The 17,189-nt window shown below is 69.5% G+C and carries 15 protein-coding genes and 1 pseudogene; 5 read left to right on the forward strand and 11 right to left on the reverse strand.

Annotated features, from left to right (window positions below):
• Window positions 1-151 precede the first annotated feature (151 nt).
• The 5 genes from ACZ7IB_RS10315 to ACZ7IB_RS10335 form a co-directional block, all read right to left on the reverse strand.
• Window positions 152-499 (reverse strand): transcriptional regulator, encoded by a 348-nt coding sequence (locus ACZ7IB_RS10315; RefSeq protein ID WP_470911055.1) that lies wholly within the window; start codon window positions 497-499, stop codon window positions 152-154.
• A gap of 544 nt (window positions 500-1,043) precedes the next feature.
• On the reverse strand, window positions 1,044-1,463 hold the full coding sequence (locus tag ACZ7IB_RS10320) for a VOC family protein (RefSeq protein WP_470911057.1): 420 nt from the start codon (window positions 1,461-1,463) through the stop codon (window positions 1,044-1,046).
• Window positions 1,460-1,981 carry a cupin domain-containing protein gene (locus tag ACZ7IB_RS10325; protein WP_189276857.1) on the reverse strand — a complete coding sequence of 174 codons (522 nt, stop codon included), beginning with the start codon at window positions 1,979-1,981 and terminating at the stop codon, window positions 1,460-1,462. The genes ACZ7IB_RS10320 and ACZ7IB_RS10325 overlap by 4 nt, the downstream gene beginning before the upstream one ends.
• A gap of 77 nt (window positions 1,982-2,058) precedes the next feature.
• Window positions 2,059-3,300 carry an MFS transporter gene (locus ACZ7IB_RS10330; RefSeq protein ID WP_470911060.1) on the reverse strand — a complete coding sequence of 414 codons (1,242 nt, stop codon included), beginning with the start codon at window positions 3,298-3,300 and terminating at the stop codon, window positions 2,059-2,061.
• A gap of 135 nt (window positions 3,301-3,435) precedes the next feature.
• Window positions 3,436-4,029: a malonic semialdehyde reductase gene (locus tag ACZ7IB_RS10335; protein WP_393693622.1), complete on the reverse strand. Its 594-nt coding sequence runs from the start codon at window positions 4,027-4,029 to the stop codon at window positions 3,436-3,438.
• Window positions 4,030-4,144: 115 nt separating this feature from the next.
• Here ACZ7IB_RS10335 and ACZ7IB_RS10340 point away from each other — a divergent pair, with 115 nt between their 5' ends.
• On the forward strand, window positions 4,145-4,651 hold the full coding sequence (locus tag ACZ7IB_RS10340; RefSeq protein WP_470911064.1) for a MarR family winged helix-turn-helix transcriptional regulator: 507 nt from the start codon (window positions 4,145-4,147) through the stop codon (window positions 4,649-4,651).
• 500 nt (window positions 4,652-5,151) lie between these two features.
• On the opposite strand, the gene ACZ7IB_RS10345 is transcribed toward ACZ7IB_RS10340, so the two are convergent.
• From ACZ7IB_RS10345 to ACZ7IB_RS10355, 3 genes and pseudogenes are all read right to left on the reverse strand, one after another.
• Window positions 5,152-6,390: an FAD-dependent monooxygenase gene (locus ACZ7IB_RS10345; protein ID WP_470911066.1), complete on the reverse strand. Its 1,239-nt coding sequence runs from the start codon at window positions 6,388-6,390 to the stop codon at window positions 5,152-5,154.
• Window positions 6,391-6,449: 59 nt separating this feature from the next.
• Entirely contained in the window at window positions 6,450-9,440 is a 2,991-nt protein-coding gene (locus tag ACZ7IB_RS10350; RefSeq protein ID WP_470911068.1) for a BTAD domain-containing putative transcriptional regulator, read from the reverse strand.
• Between the two features lie 13 nt (window positions 9,441-9,453).
• Window positions 9,454-9,856 (reverse strand): annotated as a pseudogene (locus ACZ7IB_RS10355) (hypothetical protein); the annotation flags it as partial.
• 704 nt (window positions 9,857-10,560) lie between these two features.
• On the opposite strand from ACZ7IB_RS10355, the gene ACZ7IB_RS10360 reads away from it, so the two are divergent.
• Both ACZ7IB_RS10360 and ACZ7IB_RS10365 read left to right on the forward strand, forming a co-directional pair.
• Window positions 10,561-12,876, forward strand: coding sequence for a type I restriction-modification system subunit M/S (locus tag ACZ7IB_RS10360; protein ID WP_470911071.1), 2,316 nt, complete (start codon window positions 10,561-10,563; stop codon window positions 12,874-12,876).
• 73 nt (window positions 12,877-12,949) lie between these two features.
• On the forward strand, window positions 12,950-13,171 hold the full coding sequence (locus tag ACZ7IB_RS10365; RefSeq protein ID WP_470911073.1) for a hypothetical protein: 222 nt from the start codon (window positions 12,950-12,952) through the stop codon (window positions 13,169-13,171).
• Window positions 13,172-13,702: 531 nt separating this feature from the next.
• Here the strand turns inward: ACZ7IB_RS10365 and ACZ7IB_RS10370 are convergent.
• Window positions 13,703-13,918, reverse strand: a complete 216-nt coding sequence (locus ACZ7IB_RS10370) for a DUF6243 family protein (protein ID WP_266360141.1) — start codon at window positions 13,916-13,918, stop codon at window positions 13,703-13,705.
• A gap of 99 nt (window positions 13,919-14,017) precedes the next feature.
• Window positions 14,018-14,191, reverse strand: a complete 174-nt coding sequence (locus tag ACZ7IB_RS10375; protein ID WP_470911077.1) for a hypothetical protein — start codon at window positions 14,189-14,191, stop codon at window positions 14,018-14,020.
• 225 nt (window positions 14,192-14,416) lie between these two features.
• On the opposite strand from ACZ7IB_RS10375, the gene ACZ7IB_RS10380 reads away from it, so the two are divergent.
• Entirely contained in the window at window positions 14,417-14,866 is a 450-nt protein-coding gene (locus tag ACZ7IB_RS10380) for a helix-turn-helix domain-containing protein (RefSeq protein WP_470911079.1), read from the forward strand.
• Window positions 14,867-14,905: 39 nt separating this feature from the next.
• Window positions 14,906-15,898: a VapC50 family PIN domain-containing toxin gene (locus ACZ7IB_RS10385; protein WP_470911081.1), complete on the forward strand. Its 993-nt coding sequence runs from the start codon at window positions 14,906-14,908 to the stop codon at window positions 15,896-15,898.
• Between the two features lie 980 nt (window positions 15,899-16,878).
• On the opposite strand, the gene ACZ7IB_RS10390 is transcribed toward ACZ7IB_RS10385, so the two are convergent.
• Window positions 16,879-17,124, reverse strand: coding sequence for a DUF6193 family natural product biosynthesis protein (locus ACZ7IB_RS10390; RefSeq protein WP_402005206.1), 246 nt, complete (start codon window positions 17,122-17,124; stop codon window positions 16,879-16,881).
• Between the last annotated feature and the right edge of the window lie 65 nt (window positions 17,125-17,189).

Raw genomic sequence — 17,189 nt, forward strand, 5'->3', positions numbered from 1 at the left:
GAGGCCAAGGGTGCGCCATCCAGGTGCGGATCCGGTGCGGGGTGCCGGAAGCCGTGTGCCTGGACCGCATAGCCGCCGGTGAGCGCGAGGGGGTCAGTGCCGCCCACAGCGAGCACGTCTGCAAGCAAGCGGCGGTGCAGGTCCGTGAGATTCACGCAGCGGCCTGGATGCTGTGAGCCAGCTCGCCGAAGGCGCTCTCCCAGACCTCACGGACATCACGGCTGACCAGTGTGCGCAGTGTGGGCCACAGGCCGAAGAGAAGGTCCCGGTTGAGGTATTGGACCAGGTCGTCGTGCTGGCCCTCGGCCAGGACGATGCGGTAGTAACTCATCCGCAGCCGCGGACGGTCGAGGTCGAACGTGGTCAGCCCCGACCATGCAAGGTGGAGCGGCAGACTCACTGCGCCGTGTTCGGGGCCGGCAAGCTCGGAGAGCGCTGTGGGTAGGCGCCGGGCGAACTTCGCACGACGGAGATCGGAAAGACCGGGCCGTGATGTCATACGTCGATCTATCCAGGAAGAGCCGACAGCGAGCTGCTTGATCCGCATACAACACTCCTGCGAGCAGGAGACGGGCCCCACCGGCGCCACCCCGCCCGGGGCGAAGCTGCCAACAGAAAAGCCCCGGGCCGTTGGCCTGGAGCTTTTCCATGGAGCGGGTGACGAGAATCGAACTCGCGCTCTGAGCTTGGGAATCACTCGGTACTTGGGGGTGAGTATGGTCGCTGACCTGCGAAAACGGCCCGGAAAAGGGCCGGTCGAAGTGCTGCGCCGACTCCTTTGCCGACCGCTGTTCACCGCCTCTGCTGGCACGTTGTGGCACGGCCGACGACTCCGTGCGGCGCCTGTCCTGAGCGAGGAAACCCTGGCGCCAGGTGCCTGTGTGCCTCACGGATCAGGCACCACCCATTTCCGTGGCTCCCCGCTCCTTCGACTTGGTTCGATCCATGAGAGTGCTCCATGGCGTCAAGGATCGGCGGCATCGCGCCCGGTTCCCGCTGGCCTCGCTGTGACGTCCGCCGCCTCGATCCGGCTATGGCTCCGCTCATGAGATGTCGGACGCTTGTTGTGCCCAGGTGCGTGAGCACAGCACGAGGCGGTAGCCGTCCGGGTCGGCGATCGTCACTCCATGCTCGTCCCAGTACGGGTTGTGTGCCGGGACCCGGGTACCGCCGGCCGCCGCGAGGTGGTCGATCAGGGCTTCGTCCACCGGCTTGCCGAGGTAGACCACGAACAGGTCGTCCACCGTTGGGGTCGGCTCCAGTGGGTGGTCCGGGTCATGCGTGAGCTCGAAATGCCAGGTGCCGCCGGTAGGGCCGAGCATCAGCAGGTCGTGCTCGCCCGGCACACGCTCGGTCGTCTGCCACAGGACGGTCAGGCCCAGGCCGTCCCTGTAGAAGCGTTCCGCGGCGACGAGGTCCCGCGAGGGCCGGGCCACCCGGATCGGGGTCGTGGAGCCGATCACGCGGAACGCTCCAGCGCCGCGCGCCAGACAGCGCTGTCGACGTAGTGGTTGTCAAAACGCTCCGAGGACTCGGCGATCTCCTTCGGGTCCGCTTCGCCACGCATCACCCGGCCGAGCAGGCGCAGGTAGTCGAACCTGCCCACGCCGGGGGTGAAGACGAAGAGGACATCCGCTTCACAGCCCGGGGCAGCCGCGAAGGCGTGCGGGGTGTGGGGAGGCACCGCGAGGAAGTCGCCTTCCTCGAGGACGGTGACTTCCTCGCCCACCAGAACCTGCAGAGCTCCGCTGATCACGAAGAACAGTTCCGTTGCCCTGGTGTGGAAGTGGGCCGGTGCCCCTGTCGCGCCTTCGGCGAAGGTGGACCGGTAGCTCGTGATGCCGCCTGCCGTGCCGTCCGAGTCGGCCAGAAGAGTCATCACACTGCTCGGGTCGGCACAGGTCTCGGCATCTGCGTGGCGGGTCAGTAGCGCCGCCGGCGGAGTCTTGGACGCGGACATGGTGGGTGTCTCCTTGTTCATGATCATGATCCTCGGATTGTGGATGGCCGTCGTACAGGTCGTCTCCGGCGTTGCGCTGGAGACCGGGGCAGGGCGATTCAGTCGCCCATGGTGATCAGGGCCGCGATCGCTGGGCCGAAGGCGCCGCCGAGCTGGTAGCAGAGGTTGAACAGGCCGATCGCCGTGGGGCGCTGGGCGGTCGGCGCGGCCTGGGTGGCGAACACCGCGAGAATCGCCTGGCCCGCACTCGTCGTGAAGACGGCCAGCGTCGCGACCGGCAGGAGCAGTGGCGCCCAGGGGGTCAGTACTGCGGTGAGCGGAGCCAGGGCTCCGGCCGTGAGCAGGATCGTCAGGACCCGCGGGCGGCTCATCCGGGCCGAGGCGGCGGCCAGCACCATGGAGAGCGCCGACCCTGCGAGGAGAGCGACCGACTGGCCGGTGCCGATCGTGGAGGTCGACCAGCCGGTACGGTCCCGCAGCAGCTGCGGGACGGTGAACAGCAGCGTGAAGTACGAGGTCGCGAAGGTGCAGGCGAGCGCGGCGGAGAGAACGAACGCCCTGGTGCGCAGCAGCGATGCCGGGACGAAGCCTGTGGGGTTGGACCGGATGTGCAGGGCCAGCAGCGCGGCCATCACCAACGAGGCGGTCACAGCTGGGAGCGGGTAGCGCGGGATGAGTACCAGGGCCGTCGCCATCAGGGCCAGCAGGGCGGCGCCCCGGCCGTCGAAGGGGGAGCTCTGCTGCGGTGCGGACAGGTCGGCGTGGCGCATGACGGCCGGCAGGGCGAGGAGTGCGACCGCCCCGACGGCGAGGGACGCTCGCCAGGAGGCCGTGCTCGCGATCGCCGAGCCGAGCAGCGGCCCGACCGCGCCCAGCGTCCCGAAGCCTGCTGTGATCACGCCCATCCTGCGGACCGAGCCCGCCAGGCTCATCGCCGCTGTGACCAGGCCCGCGCCGCCCATCGCCTGGGCTGCCCGGCCCGTCATGGCCAGCGGCAGCCAAGGCGCCACGGCGACGACCGCGGTGCCGGCCACGATCAGGGCCGTGCTCAGCCGGAGTGTGCTGCCCAGCCCGCGGCGACGCTGCAGGCCCGCCATCAGCGGGGTGCCGACGGCGATGGCCCAGGCGAACGCCGTGACGAGCCAGGTCGCCGTGGCCGTACGGATGCCGAGCGAGTCGGCCATGTCGGGGAGGATCAGGACCGGGCTGTTGGCGCTCGCGGCGAGCGGCGTGGCCAGCAACGCCAGCCATGCGATGGGGACATGGCGCGATTCCCGCGCGGCAGCGGGGGCCGGTGTCTGCGCGGTGGGGCGGGGGTGGGTTCGGTCGAGCAGCGGCATGGCGGGCTCCGGAAGGTGAGGCGGTTGGCGCGGACGGTTCGCGAATGCGCCGAGGCGGTCGGGACGGTCCGAGGCTCCGACGGTCCGAGGCTCCGGTGGTCCGAGCAGCCAGGGAGGTTCGGTGGAGCAGGTCGCTCAGACCGTGGTGACGACCTCGTCGTAGGCGAGCCGCGGTGAGCGCGCGTGCCAGGCGTCCGCGCCGGGGCGGCCGATGTTCACGACCATCAGCGGCGTGTGGTCGTCGTCCAGGAACTCCTTCTGGACACCCGGGAAGTCGAACCCGGTCATCGGCCCCGCGGCCAGCCCCGCCGCGCGCACGCCGAGGATGAAGTACGCCGCCTGGAGCGTCGCGTTGAGCAGGGCGGACTCCTCGCGGACCGGGCGGTCGGCGAAGACGACGTCCTTGGCCTGCGGAAAGTGCGGGAGCAGCGCGGGGAGTTCCTCGTGGAACTCGTTGTCGGCGGCGAGGATCGCGACCAGCGGCGCGGCCGAGGTCTTCGGCCGATTGCCCTCGTCCATGTGCTGCGCGAGCCGCTCGCGGGCCTCGGCCGAGCGGACCAGGGCGATCCGTAGCGGCGACTGGTTGTAGGCGGTGGGGGCGTACTTCACCAGGTCGTAGATCGCCTGGACCTGCTCCTCGGTCACCGGCTCGCTGGTGAAGGTGTGGGCGGTACGGGCCTCACGGAAGAGGAGGTCCTGGGCGGCGGGATGGAGGGTGAGCGAGGACATCGAGCGCTCCTGTCGTTCAGTCTTGATAATCTCAACGTTGAGATAAAAGCAGCCTGACTCCTTCAACGTCAAGTCTCTTAACGTTGAGAAGGTGTCCATTGAGAGGAATGTGGCGATGAGCGATGCCGTGGACGCGATCATCGGTCAGTGGGCCAAGGAGCGCCCCGACGTGGTGGAGGATCTCTGGCCAGTGGAGCTCTTCGGGCGGATCCAGCGGCTGGCCCGGGTGGTCGACAAGTCCGCCAAGGCCACGGCCGCCGCGCACGGAGTGGAGCACGGCGAGTTCGACGTACTCACCACACTGCAGCGCTCAGGTCCGCCCTACGCCCTCACCGCCGGATCCTTCCTCAAGGCGTCCATGGTGACCTCCGGCGCGATCACCAACCGCATCGACAAGATGGAGGCCAAGGGCCTGGTCGAGCGGGTGCGCGAAGGCGGCGACCGGCGCACCATCAAGATCCGCCTCACCGGACACGGACACGAGGTCACCCGGGCCGCCTTCGCCGACCATCTGGCGAACTACGCACGGCTGCTCGCCGATGTGGACCGCGACCTGGTCGAGAAGACCGCCGAGGGCCTCCGGCAGGTGCTGGAGACCCTGGGTGACACCACCGTCAAGTGAGGACCATCCGACAGTCGTGAGCCGGAGGTGACAGGCCGTCGCACCCTCAGGCGCATGACCCATGCCGACGACGACCCCGCCCGAGCTCGCCTTCAGTCGAGGGAGCGCACTCTGCGCAGGCGGTTTCGGGCGGCCACTCCCGTGGAGGCGCGTGTCGGTGACGGTCCCGGTGTCCGGGGTGCCCAGATGTCCGGCTGTCCGACGACCAACTCGCCGCCGTGCCGGGGTGGCCGCGGCCGTGGTCGCGGGGCCTGCTTCATGGACCCGGCAGGCCACGCCATGGAACTCATCACCGTGCCCCATGGCGGCTGGGCGTCGTAGTCGCGGACATCGAGGGTCGCGCCCCGCACGGCGGGACGCGGCCCTCGGTACAACCAGCAGGCGGGAGAACTCCCGCGTCCCGCGGGTCCGCCGAGCGGCGCGTCGTGGCGCGGGAAGGACCTCGGTCGGGCCTGGTCGGATGGAGCGAGTGGCTGAGTGCGGGGACGTCGGCATGCGGGTCACGCCGACGGGTAGTCGCGCAGGGTGATGTTCTCGGCGGCCCGGCGGGCGATCTTGGCCGCCATGTTCTTGCCGGGGAGGTAGGGCATGACCTTGTAGTAGCGGTTGAGGGCCGTGGCAGCGAAGCGGCTGCTGGGGACCGTGAGGCCGGCGACACCGTCGCCCATCTTCTGGCAGCCTTCCGCGTACGCCCGCATCTCGCGCTCGTAGCGGGCGAAGGCGACCGTGTAATCACCGCGGGCGGCGGCGAGTTCGCCGGCGAGGACGTAGGCGCCGACCAGGGCGAGACCCGAGCCCATGCCGGACAGCGAGGACGGGCAGTACGCGGCGTCACCGAGCAGCGCGACCCGGCCGCGCGACCAGCGGTCCATGCGCACCTGGCTGACGGAGTCGAAGTAGAAGTCGGGCGCGTGACGCATGTCGTGCAGCAGCCGGTCGCTCTGCCAGCCGGTTCCGGCGAACTGCTCCGCCAGAAGGGTTTGTTGGCGGGTCACGTCGTGGCGGTCCAGGTCCAGGGCCGGGGAGCCGAAGTAGAACACGGCCTTGGCCTCGGTGTTGTCGCGGGCGCTGTACATCGCCACCATCCGGTTCGCGGTGCGGTAGGCGTGGCCGGTGTGGTCGAGTCCCAGGTGGTTGGCGGTGGTGAAGACGGCGCAGTACACACCGAGGTGCTTGACGAAGTCCTCCTCCGGTCCGAAGGCCAGCCGGCGGGTGGTGGAATGCAGTCCGTCGGCACCGATCACCAGGTCGAAGCGGCGGGGGGCGTGGCGCTCGAAGGTGACGGCGACACCGCTTGCGTCCTCGGTGAGCGAGGTGATGGAGTCGTCGAAGAGGTACTCGGTGTACGGGCTCGTCTCGTCGTACAGGATGCTTGCCAGGTCACCGCGGAGGATCTCGACGTCCCCGGCGAACAGGTCGGCGGGCAGCTTCGCGACGGACTTGCCCGTGGTGTTGACGTACGACATGGAGCCCATGCCCGTACGAGCGCGCTGGACGGTGTCCAGGATGCCCATGCGGCGCAGCACCGACAGGTGGGCGTGGCCGCGGAAGTCGACGGCGTAGCCGCCGTCGCGCAGCGCCGGGGCGCGTTCCATGATCGTCGCCTCGAAGCCGTGGCGGTGGAGCCAGTGGGCGAGCGCCGGGCCGGCGACGGAGGCGCCGGAGATGAGGACCGAGAGTTTTCCGGTGTGGGTGCTGGTGCTGGTGAACTGCTTCGTGGTCGTCCGCGTGTTCGTCACGGGGAAGAGCTTGTCCGGGTGCGCTCACCGGGGGCTCGCACACCGCTCACCGACCCCGCTCACCCCGCGCGCATGACCGCCTCGACGGCGGCTTCCTGCAGGCCCATCAGGCGGAGCCTGTCCGGGAGGCGGGGGCCAAGGCCGGAAACGGATGCGGCGGCCTGGCGGTAGTGGTCGCGGGCCGCGGCGTGGTCGCCGCGGGCCTCGGCGACCCGGCCGAGGCCGGCCAGGGCGCACACCCGGTTGCCCAGGCTCTTGACCCAGTGCGGGTCGATCCGTTCGAGCGCCTCGGTGAAGAGCCGTCGCGCCTCGTCCAGGTCGCCGTCGAGGAGCGCGATGTCGCCGAGCCCGCGCAGCGCCGCCCCGAGGCCGGCGGAACTACCGCCGGCGCGGGCGAGGGCGGCGGCTTCGGTGTAGTCGGCACGCGCCTGGCCCGGGTCGCGGCCGACGTGCTGGTCGCCCCGGTTGACCAGGAGGTCGGCGGAGTCCTCAAGGGCGCCCAACTCGCCGGTGAGGGCGAGGGCGCGGTCGGTCAGCGCCACCGCCTCCGCACGGTCTCCGCGTGCCCCGGCGAGACCGGCGAGGGCGTCCAGGGCCAGTGCCGAGCCCCAGCGGTCGCCGAGGGCGCCGAAGCCGTCGGCGGCGGTACGGAAGTCGTGCGCGGCGCGCTCGGTGTCGCCGTCGCTCAGCGGCCCGTACCCGGACACGTACGCGGCGGCGGCCCGCCCCCACGGGTCGGGGCACGTGCGCTGGGCCGCCACGAGCGTGAATGCCGCCCCGGGGTCGGCCTCTCCGGCGTTCCGCATCATCCAGAGCAGAAGGGCGGCCGGGTAGCGGCCGGCCCGGTCGCCGGGCCACGCGACCTCCAACGCCCGCTGCGCCGCTGCGCGGTGGCGGCGCCAGGCCGGCTGTCCGGCGGAGGTGGCGGCGGCGAGCAGTACGCACACCGCGTACTCCTCGCCCCACGCGTCCGGGGACGCGTCGGCAGCCCTTTCCCCGTACTCCTCCCCCACCGCTTCGAGCAGGGCCGCCGCGTGCGCGGCGGCCGTGGCGGACACGCCGCGGATCCACAGGGACGTCGCGGCCGAGGCGAGCAGGCGCAGGGCGGTGCCGTGGTCGTGCGCGCCGAGCGCCCGGCGGAGCGCCGCGGCGAGATTGCCGTCCTCGGCCGCCGCGCGTGGCAGCCATTCCAACTGGGAGGCCCGCAGCAGGTGTTGACCCGCGTTGCCGAGGAGGTCCAGGACGTGTGCGGCGTGCAGCCGTCCGATCCGCTTTTCCTCTCCGGACTCGTGCAGGCGCTCGGCGGCGTACGCGCGGACCGTCTCCAGCATGCGATGGCGCCCGCCGCCGACGGCCTCCAGTATCGACTTGTCGACCAGCGACTCCAGGGTGTCGCCGTCCATGCCGCACACCTCGCGCGCGGACCGCGCGGTCGCGCCGCCCGCGAAGACGGCGAAGCGGCGCGCCGCGCGCTGTTCGTCCTCCGAGAGCAGCTCCCAGCTCCAGGCGACCGCGGAACGCAGCGTACGGTGCCGCGCGTCGGCGCCGCGGCTGCCGCGGGCTGTGACGGCGAGCAGGTCGTCCAGGCGCCCGGCCAGTTCGGCGAACTCCAGGGTGCGCAGCCGTGCCGCCACGAGTTCGATCGCCAGCGGCAGTCTGTCGAGGGCGGCGCAGATCCGCTGTACGGCAACGGGGTCGGGCGCGGGCCCCCGGCGTACGGCACGGGCCCGGTCCTCGAAGAGCCGTACGGCCGCGCCCTCGTCCAGCGGGCGGACCTGCCACACGTGCTCGCCGATGACCCCGAGCGGCTCCCGGCTGGTGGCCAGGATCCGCAGCCGCGGACAGGCCGTCAGCAGCCGCGCCGCCAGGGCGGCGGCCTCGTCCACGACGTGCTCGCAGTTGTCCAGGACGATCAGCAGCGGGCGGTCCGACAGGGCCGTGATCAGGCGGTCGAGCGGTGTCTGTGGCTCGCCCGCCATCTGGAGGCCGTTCTCGCGCAGCCCGAGCGCGCTCAGCAGCACCCGTGCCGCGCCGGATCCGTCGCGCAGCGCGGCCAGTTCCACGAAGCACACGTCGTCGCCGATGGCCGCGGCCCCGCGCGCGACCTCGGCCGAGAGCCGGGTCTTGCCGACGCCACCGGGGCCGGTGAGACACACCAGGCGGGCCGTCCGCAACAGGGTGGCGACCTCGGAGGTCTCCGTGCCGCGGCCGACGAAGGAGGTGAGGGGTGACGGCGGTGCGGCAGGCGTGGGCGCGGTACCCGCGTCCATCAACTCGCGGTGCAACGCACTGAGTTCAATCGAGGGGTCGGCGCCGAGTTCGTCGGCCAGGTGGCGTCGGGTCTCCTCGTAGACCACCAGCGCCTCGGCCTGGCGGCCCTGGGCGAACAGGGCGCGGATCAGCAGGGCGGCCAGCCGTTCGCTCAGAGGATGCGCGCCGACCAGCTCGCGCAGCTCCGGCACGACGGCACGGGGCTCGCCGGAGCGCAGCTCGGCCTCGATCCGGTCCGCCACGGCGGCGAGCCGGAGCTCCTCCAGACGCGCCGCGGCCAAGCGGGCCGACTCGCTGTCGGGGAGCCCGGCCAGTGCGGTCCCCCGCCACAGGCCGAGCGCCTGCCGCAGCACCGAGGCCGCCCGTACCGTGTCGCCGTCTCGTAGGGCCGCACGCCCCTCGTCGGCCAGCCGTTCGAACCGGACGGCGTCCACGGCCAGTTCGCCGTCCCCAGCACCTCGGCCGCCTCCGGCTTCTCCGCCACCTCCAGCGTCTCTGGCGGCGCCCGCTTCGAGCAGTATCCGGTAACCGGCGCCGACCCGTTCGATCGTGGCCCCGGCGGGCAGCACCGCACGCAGCCGCGAGACCTGGGACTGCACCGCGTGCGCGGACACCGTGCCGCCCGGCTCGATCTCCTCGGCGAGGCGCTCCGCCGACACGACCGCGCCGGGGCGGACCAGGAGCAGCGCCAGCAGGGCCCGCCGTGCGGGGCCGCCCAACGGCACCTCGGTGCCGTCGTCGTGCCACGCCCGAGTCTCTCCGAGGATTCCGAACCGCATCCCGGCGATTAGATCACGCGGTGGCCAGGGGCCCGAGGTAGGTACCGCCCGAGACGTCGATGGTCTGACCGGTCACCCACCGGCCCTGCGGGCCCGCCAGGAACCCCACCACGTCGGCGGCGAGCATCGGGTTGAGCAGGCCCACCACGGCGAGTGGGGTGATCACGACGTTGTAGCCGAAGGCCCACAACAGGTTGCCGCGGATGGTGGCGAGGGTGCGGCGGGCGAGGGCTTCGATATCGTCGCGGACGAGGGTGACGTCGGCGGCGCCGATGGCGACAACGGTGCCGGTGCCTATCGCGGTGCTGAGGTCGGCCCCGGCGAGCGCCGCCGCTTCGTTGACGCCGTCCCCCGACGACCGCGACCCGTTTCCCCTCCGCGCGCAGCGCGCGGACGAGTTCCGCTTCGCGCTCGGGGACCGGCGGTAGAACTCGGCCCCCAGCACCAGCGCGATGCCCACCAGACCGCCGACGCAGATCGAGAGCGTCTGGCCACCGGTCTGGCTGATGGAGTGCGCGACGATACCGGCCACCGCACCGACCAGACCTGCGAGCGTCGCCCGCGCTGAGATCCGGGCGCCTGGCCCCCCTGCGCGATTGCGGCGTGTTGTCACAAGAATCTCCCCTGACTCCCTGTCGGCCCCCGGCAGTGCTGAGTTACCGCCGATGCCTTCAACACCCTGCGCCCCGAGGGGTATACGGAACAAGAAGGAACCAGCCACGCAGCCGTCTCCACCTCTCGCTACCGCGATGCGCGGTACGGAGGAATCACCTGTACCCGGCCATCGAAAGTGGCCTCGAAGGTGTCCTGCTCGATACCGAAGTAGCTGTAGCCCTCCTCGGTAACCCTGCACGCAACTGACGTGTGAGGAGGCCGACCCGAGAATTCTGTTAACCCATGTAATCGATGAGCCTGGATGGAGGCTCCGGTCGCAGGAACGTTGTTGGGCCCGTATTCACGTGCTTTTTCGTCTCTGCCGTGGTCGTGGCGGGGTGGGTTGCCTGCCACTCAGTCAGGGCAGACAGAGTGAGCACTGTGAATGCGCGCTTGGCTCGTGTGTCTTCTTCCTCGTACGGTCCTCACATCGGAAACCCAACCGGCCCAACCGTCGGGAGACACCATGCAGTTGGCACACGATGAACAAACCGGTCTTGTCACCCGAACCCAGATCGCGGAGCGCGCGGGCGTGAGGCGCCCGGCGGTGTCGAACTGGGCCCGGCGGCACAAAGACTTTCCCACCCCTGTGCGCTCCGGCGATACGGAGCTCTTCCACGAGGCCGAAATCACGCGGTGGCTGATGAACCGCACCATTCCTCAATCACAGTTGCTCGACGGGGAGCAGGCGGGAACCACCTACGCCGACCGATTCCGCCGGACCAGCGGTGACCGACCGTCCGCGGAACCGAAAGCCGTGGGGAGCGGAGCTCAGCGCATCGGGACCGAGGACAAGAAGGCCGTCGATCAGCTGATGGGCCGACTCGCGGACCGGGTCCGAGGCCCGGCGACGATGGCGGACTTCGTGAATCTCTGTCTCATCGTGATGTACGTACGACATGCGGAACCGGAGCAGTGGCGCCGGATCGAGGACGCCATGTCGGCAGGTCAAGGGGCCAGGGACGTGCAATCGCTGCTCCGTTGCCTCGGCGACATGGCCCAGGACACGCTGCGCCGGAACGGCGACCGCACCGACATGCGCAGCAGCTTGCTGCAACTGGAACCGCGGAGCTGGGACGACCTCACCACGGCAGTACGGACGGCGGCAGGCACAGGCGTTGGCGCGTTCCAGCTCGTGTGGGAGTCGTTCAGCGCCCGGGAAGGGCTGCAGAGCTCGGAGTTCTGCAGCCCGGTGGGCCTGGCCTCGCTGTCCGCGGCACTCGTACTGACTCCAGGACAGAAGGCCACAGTGCTGGACCCTTACACGAGGGGCGGAGAGATGCTGGCGGCTGCGTACCGGCACATCGGAGGCGCGCGGGGGACCGTGTACGGCGAGACCCTCGACAGCCGGCTGCAAGCGGTCGCGAGTCTGTACCTTCTCCACCTCGGCGTACGACCGAAACTGACCAGCACCCGGTCCGACCGATGGCCACCGAACGGCGAACACGGCGCCGACGTGGTGCTGACGAACCCTCCGTTCAACATGAGCGACGCACCCGGCCCCGGGCGCCGGACGGGGAACTGGCCGTACGGACCACCACCACAGGGCAATGACAATTTCGCCTGGGTGCAGTACGTCCTCGGTGCGTTGGTACTCGGCGGCCGAGCCGTGGTGGTCATGCCGGTGAAGGCAGGCAACTCGGTGAACGTTGCCGAGCGCGAGATTCGCCGCGCCCTTGTCCGCAGTGGGGCTGTGGAGTGCGTCATCACGCTGCCGTCCCATCTGTTCTCCGCGACGCCCGTGCCGGTTTCCCTGTGGTTGCTGCGACGTGTGGAGCATCCGGTGAGAGAAGACGTCTTGTTCGTCGATGCCCAGGAGCTGGGGACAAAGGTCCGGCGCCGACGAGTGCTGCGCGACGCAGATCGCGATGTGATCACGGCCGTGGTCCGCCCATGGCTCGACGGAGAGCAGTGCCCGGACGGTGAGGAGTACGCGGCGCACGCTGCCGACCGGGGCTTGTCGGCTGTCGTCGTGGCCCGCGCGGTCATCGCCGACGAGGAGTGTTCGCTGCGCCCCGCCGATTACTTGGGGGGCGGAAATTACGGCGCTGCTCCCGTTGCGGCCCAGCTGCGCGAAGCCGGTGAGGAGGCGGCAGGGCATACGGACGTGCTCCGCCTGCTGGAGCAGCGATGGGTGGAAACGGGCAACGGCTACCGCACGGGCTCGGGACCCGGCGGCTGGAACGAGGCAGTTCTCAAGGACCTGTGCGAGATCCGGCCCGGTCCGTCATACACCCGCCTTCCAGCGGAGGCACGCACGGCGGACGCCGGTATTCCTCTTGTCTTCCCGCAGGATCTCGTCGGAGGGAAGATCGCGGAGGAACCACAGAACCGCGTGCCGTGGCAGACGGCCGAGCGCTTCAAGAAGTTCGAGTTGCTCCCGAACGACATCGTCTGCGTGCGTACGGGGGCGCAGCAACAACCCGCGCTGGTCTCCGGCCCGCAGGCCGGATGGCTGCTCAGCTCGAACGTGATGCGTCTGCGCGTATGCCCGAATGCCGAGATCGACCCCCTGTACCTCCACGCCTACCTGGGCCTCCGGTACGCGCGCGAGTGGATGTCCCACCGCGCCGCGGCCACGGCAGCCCCCTCGCTGAGCTCTGTGGCTCTGGGCCACCTTCCCGTGCGCTTTCCGCCGATCGGGCAGCAGCGGCGGAGCGTGGATCTTCTCGGTGAGCTCGGCCGACGCGCCGATGCGTACGCCTCGTACGTCTCGGCACTTGGTCGGCTGCGGGCCGAACTCGCCGAACACCTGCTGCATGGTTCGGCCGAGCCGCTGTGACGTCCTGCCACCGCTGATCTCCCCTACCCGTCCTTCCTCCTTCTCGCCCGTGATCCTCGAAAGGATTGAGTCCATGCCCGAATCGACAGCCCGTTCCGGACGTACGTGGCAGCTGTGGCTGGCGCTGTACGTTGCCTGCTCCATGGTGGTCGGCCTCGTCGTGAGCCTGTTGGTACTCCGGTCAGGCGTTGGCAGCACCGATGTCGTTCTGGCAGGGGGAGGCGGCTTCGCGACCTCCTTCGCCCTGTGTCTCGCGCTGCCCGCGGCCGTGCGCGAACTCAAACGACAGAGCTGACCCGGACCGGCCGTCCGCGCAGCTGAGCCCGGTCGACGGGGATCCTCAGGCCACGGATGCGGCGAAGTCGGCGATGGCCTTCCGTAACGGCTCCGCCGCCGCCCCCGTACCGCCTCAGGTGCTCCTGCAGGTTCTGGGCAACAGGAAAGCCCCAGGTTGCTGACCTGGGGCTTTCGCATGAAATGCATGGAGCGGGTGACGAGAATCGAACTCGCGCTCTGATGCTTGGGAAGCACCCGGTACTGCGTAGGCTTACCTACCTCTGAGCTGGGGAAACGCGCCCCTGGGGGCGTGCCGCAGCGGCTTCGTTCGGGCCTCTGCTGACCGCTGTTCACCGCCCTGACTGGCACGTAGTGGCACGCCCACCCCCGGGTGGTCGGCTGAGACGCGGGTGGTGGGCCGAGAGCTGAGCGGGACTGGCCGCGCCCGGTACGGCCGCAGAGCCCCGGTACGGCAGGCAGCAGGGGCCCGGACCGTGCGTCGCGGTCCGGGCCCCTGCCCCGTGCGGTGCCGCCCTGCGGCGGCGGTGCGTCAGCTCTGTGAGGTGTCGTCGCCCGTCTGTCCTGCGCCCTCGGCTGCGCCTGCCTTCTCGCGCATCTTGCGCACCAGCTCCGCCTTCCGGTCGGCGGCACCCTTGCGGTCGAGGTTGCGGTGCGGACCATTATTCTGCCGTTCGGCGCGGGACAGCCTCTTGCGCTGGCCGCCGCCCATGCCCACGGGGTTGTTGATGTTCTTGCTCACGGTCATGGGTTCTCCCGGAATGATGTGAAGTGATCTACGGATTTATCGGTGGGGGGGGGCGGGCACGGCGACGTCGAAAGACGTCAGCAGGGGCCCATCACACTCTCACTCGTAAATCGGCGTCTGGAAGAACATGACAAAGACGTTACCCGGTTCTGTCGGCCCCGCACGCCAAGCCTTTCGCCGCCCCGGCGCCGGCCGGGGCCAGCTGTTTCCTTCCGAGAATCTCAGCACCGCCAGCACCGCCAGCACCGCCAGCACCGCCAGCACCGCCAGCACCCGCCGGTGGTCGCCGAGCGCCCGGGGCAGTCAGCTTTGCCTGTGCTGCTCATGTATCCGTTCGGAGGGCCTCCACGGGTCGATGGCCCGCAGATCGGTGAGCAGGGCAAGTCGCTCCGGCGGGACGCGGCAGACCCGTCTCCATTGGGGTTGCCCGCGCCGAACCCTCCCGGTTACAGTTATTTCAGATGAATCGTTCGGTGGGGTCAGTGATTGGAGGCGACCATGGCTCGTTCCAGCGTTCTTGCCCGTGCCGAGAGGGTGGAGCCGGATCCCTCGCACCAGGGCGCGCTCGCGGCGACTGCTCGGATGGCGCCGGAGGCGGTCGAGGTGTTGGTGCGCACCCGGGATGGCAGCGAACTCGTGCTGCCTGGGGAGCTGGTCCGCCTGCTTCTGGCCTCGGCCGGTGAGCTTGCCCGTGGGCATGCGGTGACGGTCTTGGCGTCCGAGGTGCAGCTGTCGCCCGCTGAGACCGCTGAGCTTCTGGGTCTGTCTCGGCCGTTCGTCGCACGCTTGCTTGATGCCGGCGACATCCCCTCGACGAACCTGCCGGGCAGCAGCCACCGGGTGGTCCGCCTTGCGGACGTGCTGGCGTTCCAGCGGCAGCGTGAGCGCCGCAGAGAGGGGCGGCGCCAGATCGCAGATGTCTTGGAGGGTGTCGATCTGCCCTATTGATCCGGGCGTTACGGGTAGCCGTCGAAGTGAAGGAAGAGGGTGAGCGTGGCAGCGCGGGTCTTTGTGGACACCAACGTCCTGTTTCCGTTCTCGGTCATGGACGTGATGCTGGCCCTCACCGAGGACGCTATCCACGAGATCGTGTGGTCCGAACGGCTGCTCGCGGAGTGGGAGCGGGTCATCGTCCGGGAGGGAACGCGTTCGGCGAAGTCGGCTGCCGCAGTTGCCCAAGCCGTCCGGCGTTTCTTCCCCGACTGCGAGATCGAGGCGGCGGTATACGGGCACCTCGTGGATGAAATGCCGGGTGATGACCCCGACGACCGGCATCACTCGGCGGCAGCGGTGGCGGCCGGTGCCGACGCGCTGATCACGTGGAACCTTGCCGACTTCCCTGCCGGTGATTTGGCCGAGCGTGGAGTGCGAGTGATCGACCCGGATTCGTACCTGTGCGGGCTGTACAGGGAGTTGCCGCACGAGGTGGTGGAGACGGTGGTCAGACTTGTCGGAGAGAAGCGGAACCCGCCAGTCACCCTCGCTGATGCAGTCGCCGGACTCGCAAAGGCCGGCTTACCCGGCTTCGCTGGTCGCGAGCGTGTTGGCGCGGGAGCGGAGCATCAGCTTCTGCAGATTCCTGACCTTGGCCAAGTCTCCTGCCTGCGATGCCGTGAAGATGCGCTGCCGCAGACGCCGTACGTCGTCCTCGACCCGGCGCCAGTCGATCGATGCCCAGTCGGTGGTCCCGTCCTCCGGTCCGTTCACCGAGTCGGCCCGGACACGTCGGGGTCGGACGGCGCCGTCCCCGTCGCGCGTGTCGTCATGGTGTCCAACTTGTCCTTCGGTTCCGGTGTCATCGGCAGTCGAGCTTCACAGGCTCACCAGATCCACGTCAGCACCCTTTCAGGTCGGGGCACAGGCCCCTATCCGGCCAGTTATACGGAAACCACCGACGGAGTTGTCGGCGATACGGTATCCGTTTTCCTGCTTCCTTTCGGCCACCGGAATTGGCTTGTTGGATCCTCCTGCGCCCGCTGAGGTATTGGGCCTTCCTTGCGGTCGGCTTACCAAGCAATCACTGCCTGGACCTCATCGGGGTTGTCGCGTTCCGCATGAGTGAGATACGACCGGGTTGGGTGTCCTCTGAACCCCGGGGACGGTGGTGTGCTCCCGACCGGCGAGCACTGTCCGGTCGGCGCCTGCCGCTTTCCAGCGGCCAGTCCCTATCACCCGCTGGCGCTACCCATCTGCGGGAGTTTGCATGACGAGGCATCATCGAGGATTCATTTGCATTCACCCTTCCGCTCTTCCCCAGCCTGTAATTCCCGGATGGAACGGGAATCCTTGGGCCTCGACCTCAGGATTCGCACCCCGCAGTTGCCCGCGACGCACGCTGAGGCGGGGACAGGCCGTGCACACTGGCCTGGGTCCTACACCTTCGACATCAGTCGAACCTCCTCGGTGACTTCCGCTCAACTCAAGCGACCTCGCGTCGCAAGTGCTCGATGGCAACAGTGCGTGGCCCCTCTGCGGCCCCGGCACCAGACTGACCTACGGGCTCAACGTCCCAACGAGCTACCGGCATCGGCGGGCAGGCGCCGCAGCCATGTTTTCACGCCGGCAAGGCGCACCCGAAGGGAACAGGGGGACTGACCTGGTAATACGCCGCTCTGAGGGCTCGCCTGGTGTGGTCTCGCAGTGCCGTTGTTCACCGCTGTTGTCTGTTCGGCTGGGCACGGATGGGGCACGAGCGGCGAGGATGAAGCGGATGTCCCCCGCGGTGCGCACCGATGGCCGTCGCTGTTGTGGCCTTGGCGACCCAGCGAGTTGAAGCGATACCGCCGTCAGCTGGTGGTGACCGAGGTCCAGTGGGACCGGTTGATGCGCGGAATGCTGGCGCGAGTATCGGCGGTGACCGTCCGTCAGCCCTGCACCAAAAGTGATCCAGAACCAGGATTCAAGCGACGCCGAGAGCGAGAGTGGCTGACCTCCACGAGGGTTGTGGTGAGGCGCTGCGATCACACGTCGTCCGGGGAGCCGTCGACCGCCGGGCCGCAGCCGTCGGGAAGATTGGCGGCGATCAACTCATAGGTCTCTTCGACGGTGTCGACCTCGCCGAGGAGAGTGTCATCAGACTCTCGACGGACTCGGTAACCACCTTTGACCAGGGGATAGGCCGTACCGACGTCCCGGGTCCACGGCCATTGGGTGCACCGGCCCAGGTACAGAACGCCGTGGCCGACCATGGGGTAGAGCTGCCGCAACGGCGGGTGGCGTAAGCAGTTTAGGGAACGGCCAGATCGATGCGATCAGGGCCGTAAGCCAGCAC

The organism is Streptomyces sp. NPDC037301 (assembly GCF_055602785.1).

Excerpts from the sequence above, each read along its gene's own strand:
- ACZ7IB_RS10315 (WP_470911055.1), bottom strand. The coding sequence starts at position 499 with ATGACATCACGGCCCGGTCTTTCCGATCTCCGTCGTGCGAAGTTCGCC.
- ACZ7IB_RS10325 (WP_189276857.1), bottom strand. The coding sequence starts at position 1,981 with ATGAACAAGGAGACACCCACCATGTCCGCGTCCAAGACTCCGCCGGCG.
- ACZ7IB_RS10330 (WP_470911060.1), bottom strand. The coding sequence starts at position 3,300 with ATGCCGCTGCTCGACCGAACCCACCCCCGCCCCACCGCGCAGACACCG.
- ACZ7IB_RS10335 (WP_393693622.1), bottom strand. The coding sequence starts at position 4,029 with ATGTCCTCGCTCACCCTCCATCCCGCCGCCCAGGACCTCCTCTTCCGT.
- ACZ7IB_RS10340 (WP_470911064.1), top strand. The coding sequence starts at position 4,145 with ATGAGCGATGCCGTGGACGCGATCATCGGTCAGTGGGCCAAGGAGCGC.
- ACZ7IB_RS10350 (WP_470911068.1), bottom strand. The coding sequence starts at position 9,440 with ATGCGGTTCGGAATCCTCGGAGAGACTCGGGCGTGGCACGACGACGGC.
- ACZ7IB_RS10360 (WP_470911071.1), top strand. The coding sequence starts at position 10,561 with ATGCAGTTGGCACACGATGAACAAACCGGTCTTGTCACCCGAACCCAG.
- ACZ7IB_RS10365 (WP_470911073.1), top strand. The coding sequence starts at position 12,950 with ATGCCCGAATCGACAGCCCGTTCCGGACGTACGTGGCAGCTGTGGCTG.
- ACZ7IB_RS10370 (WP_266360141.1), bottom strand. The coding sequence starts at position 13,918 with ATGACCGTGAGCAAGAACATCAACAACCCCGTGGGCATGGGCGGCGGC.
- ACZ7IB_RS10380 (WP_470911079.1), top strand. The coding sequence starts at position 14,417 with ATGGCTCGTTCCAGCGTTCTTGCCCGTGCCGAGAGGGTGGAGCCGGAT.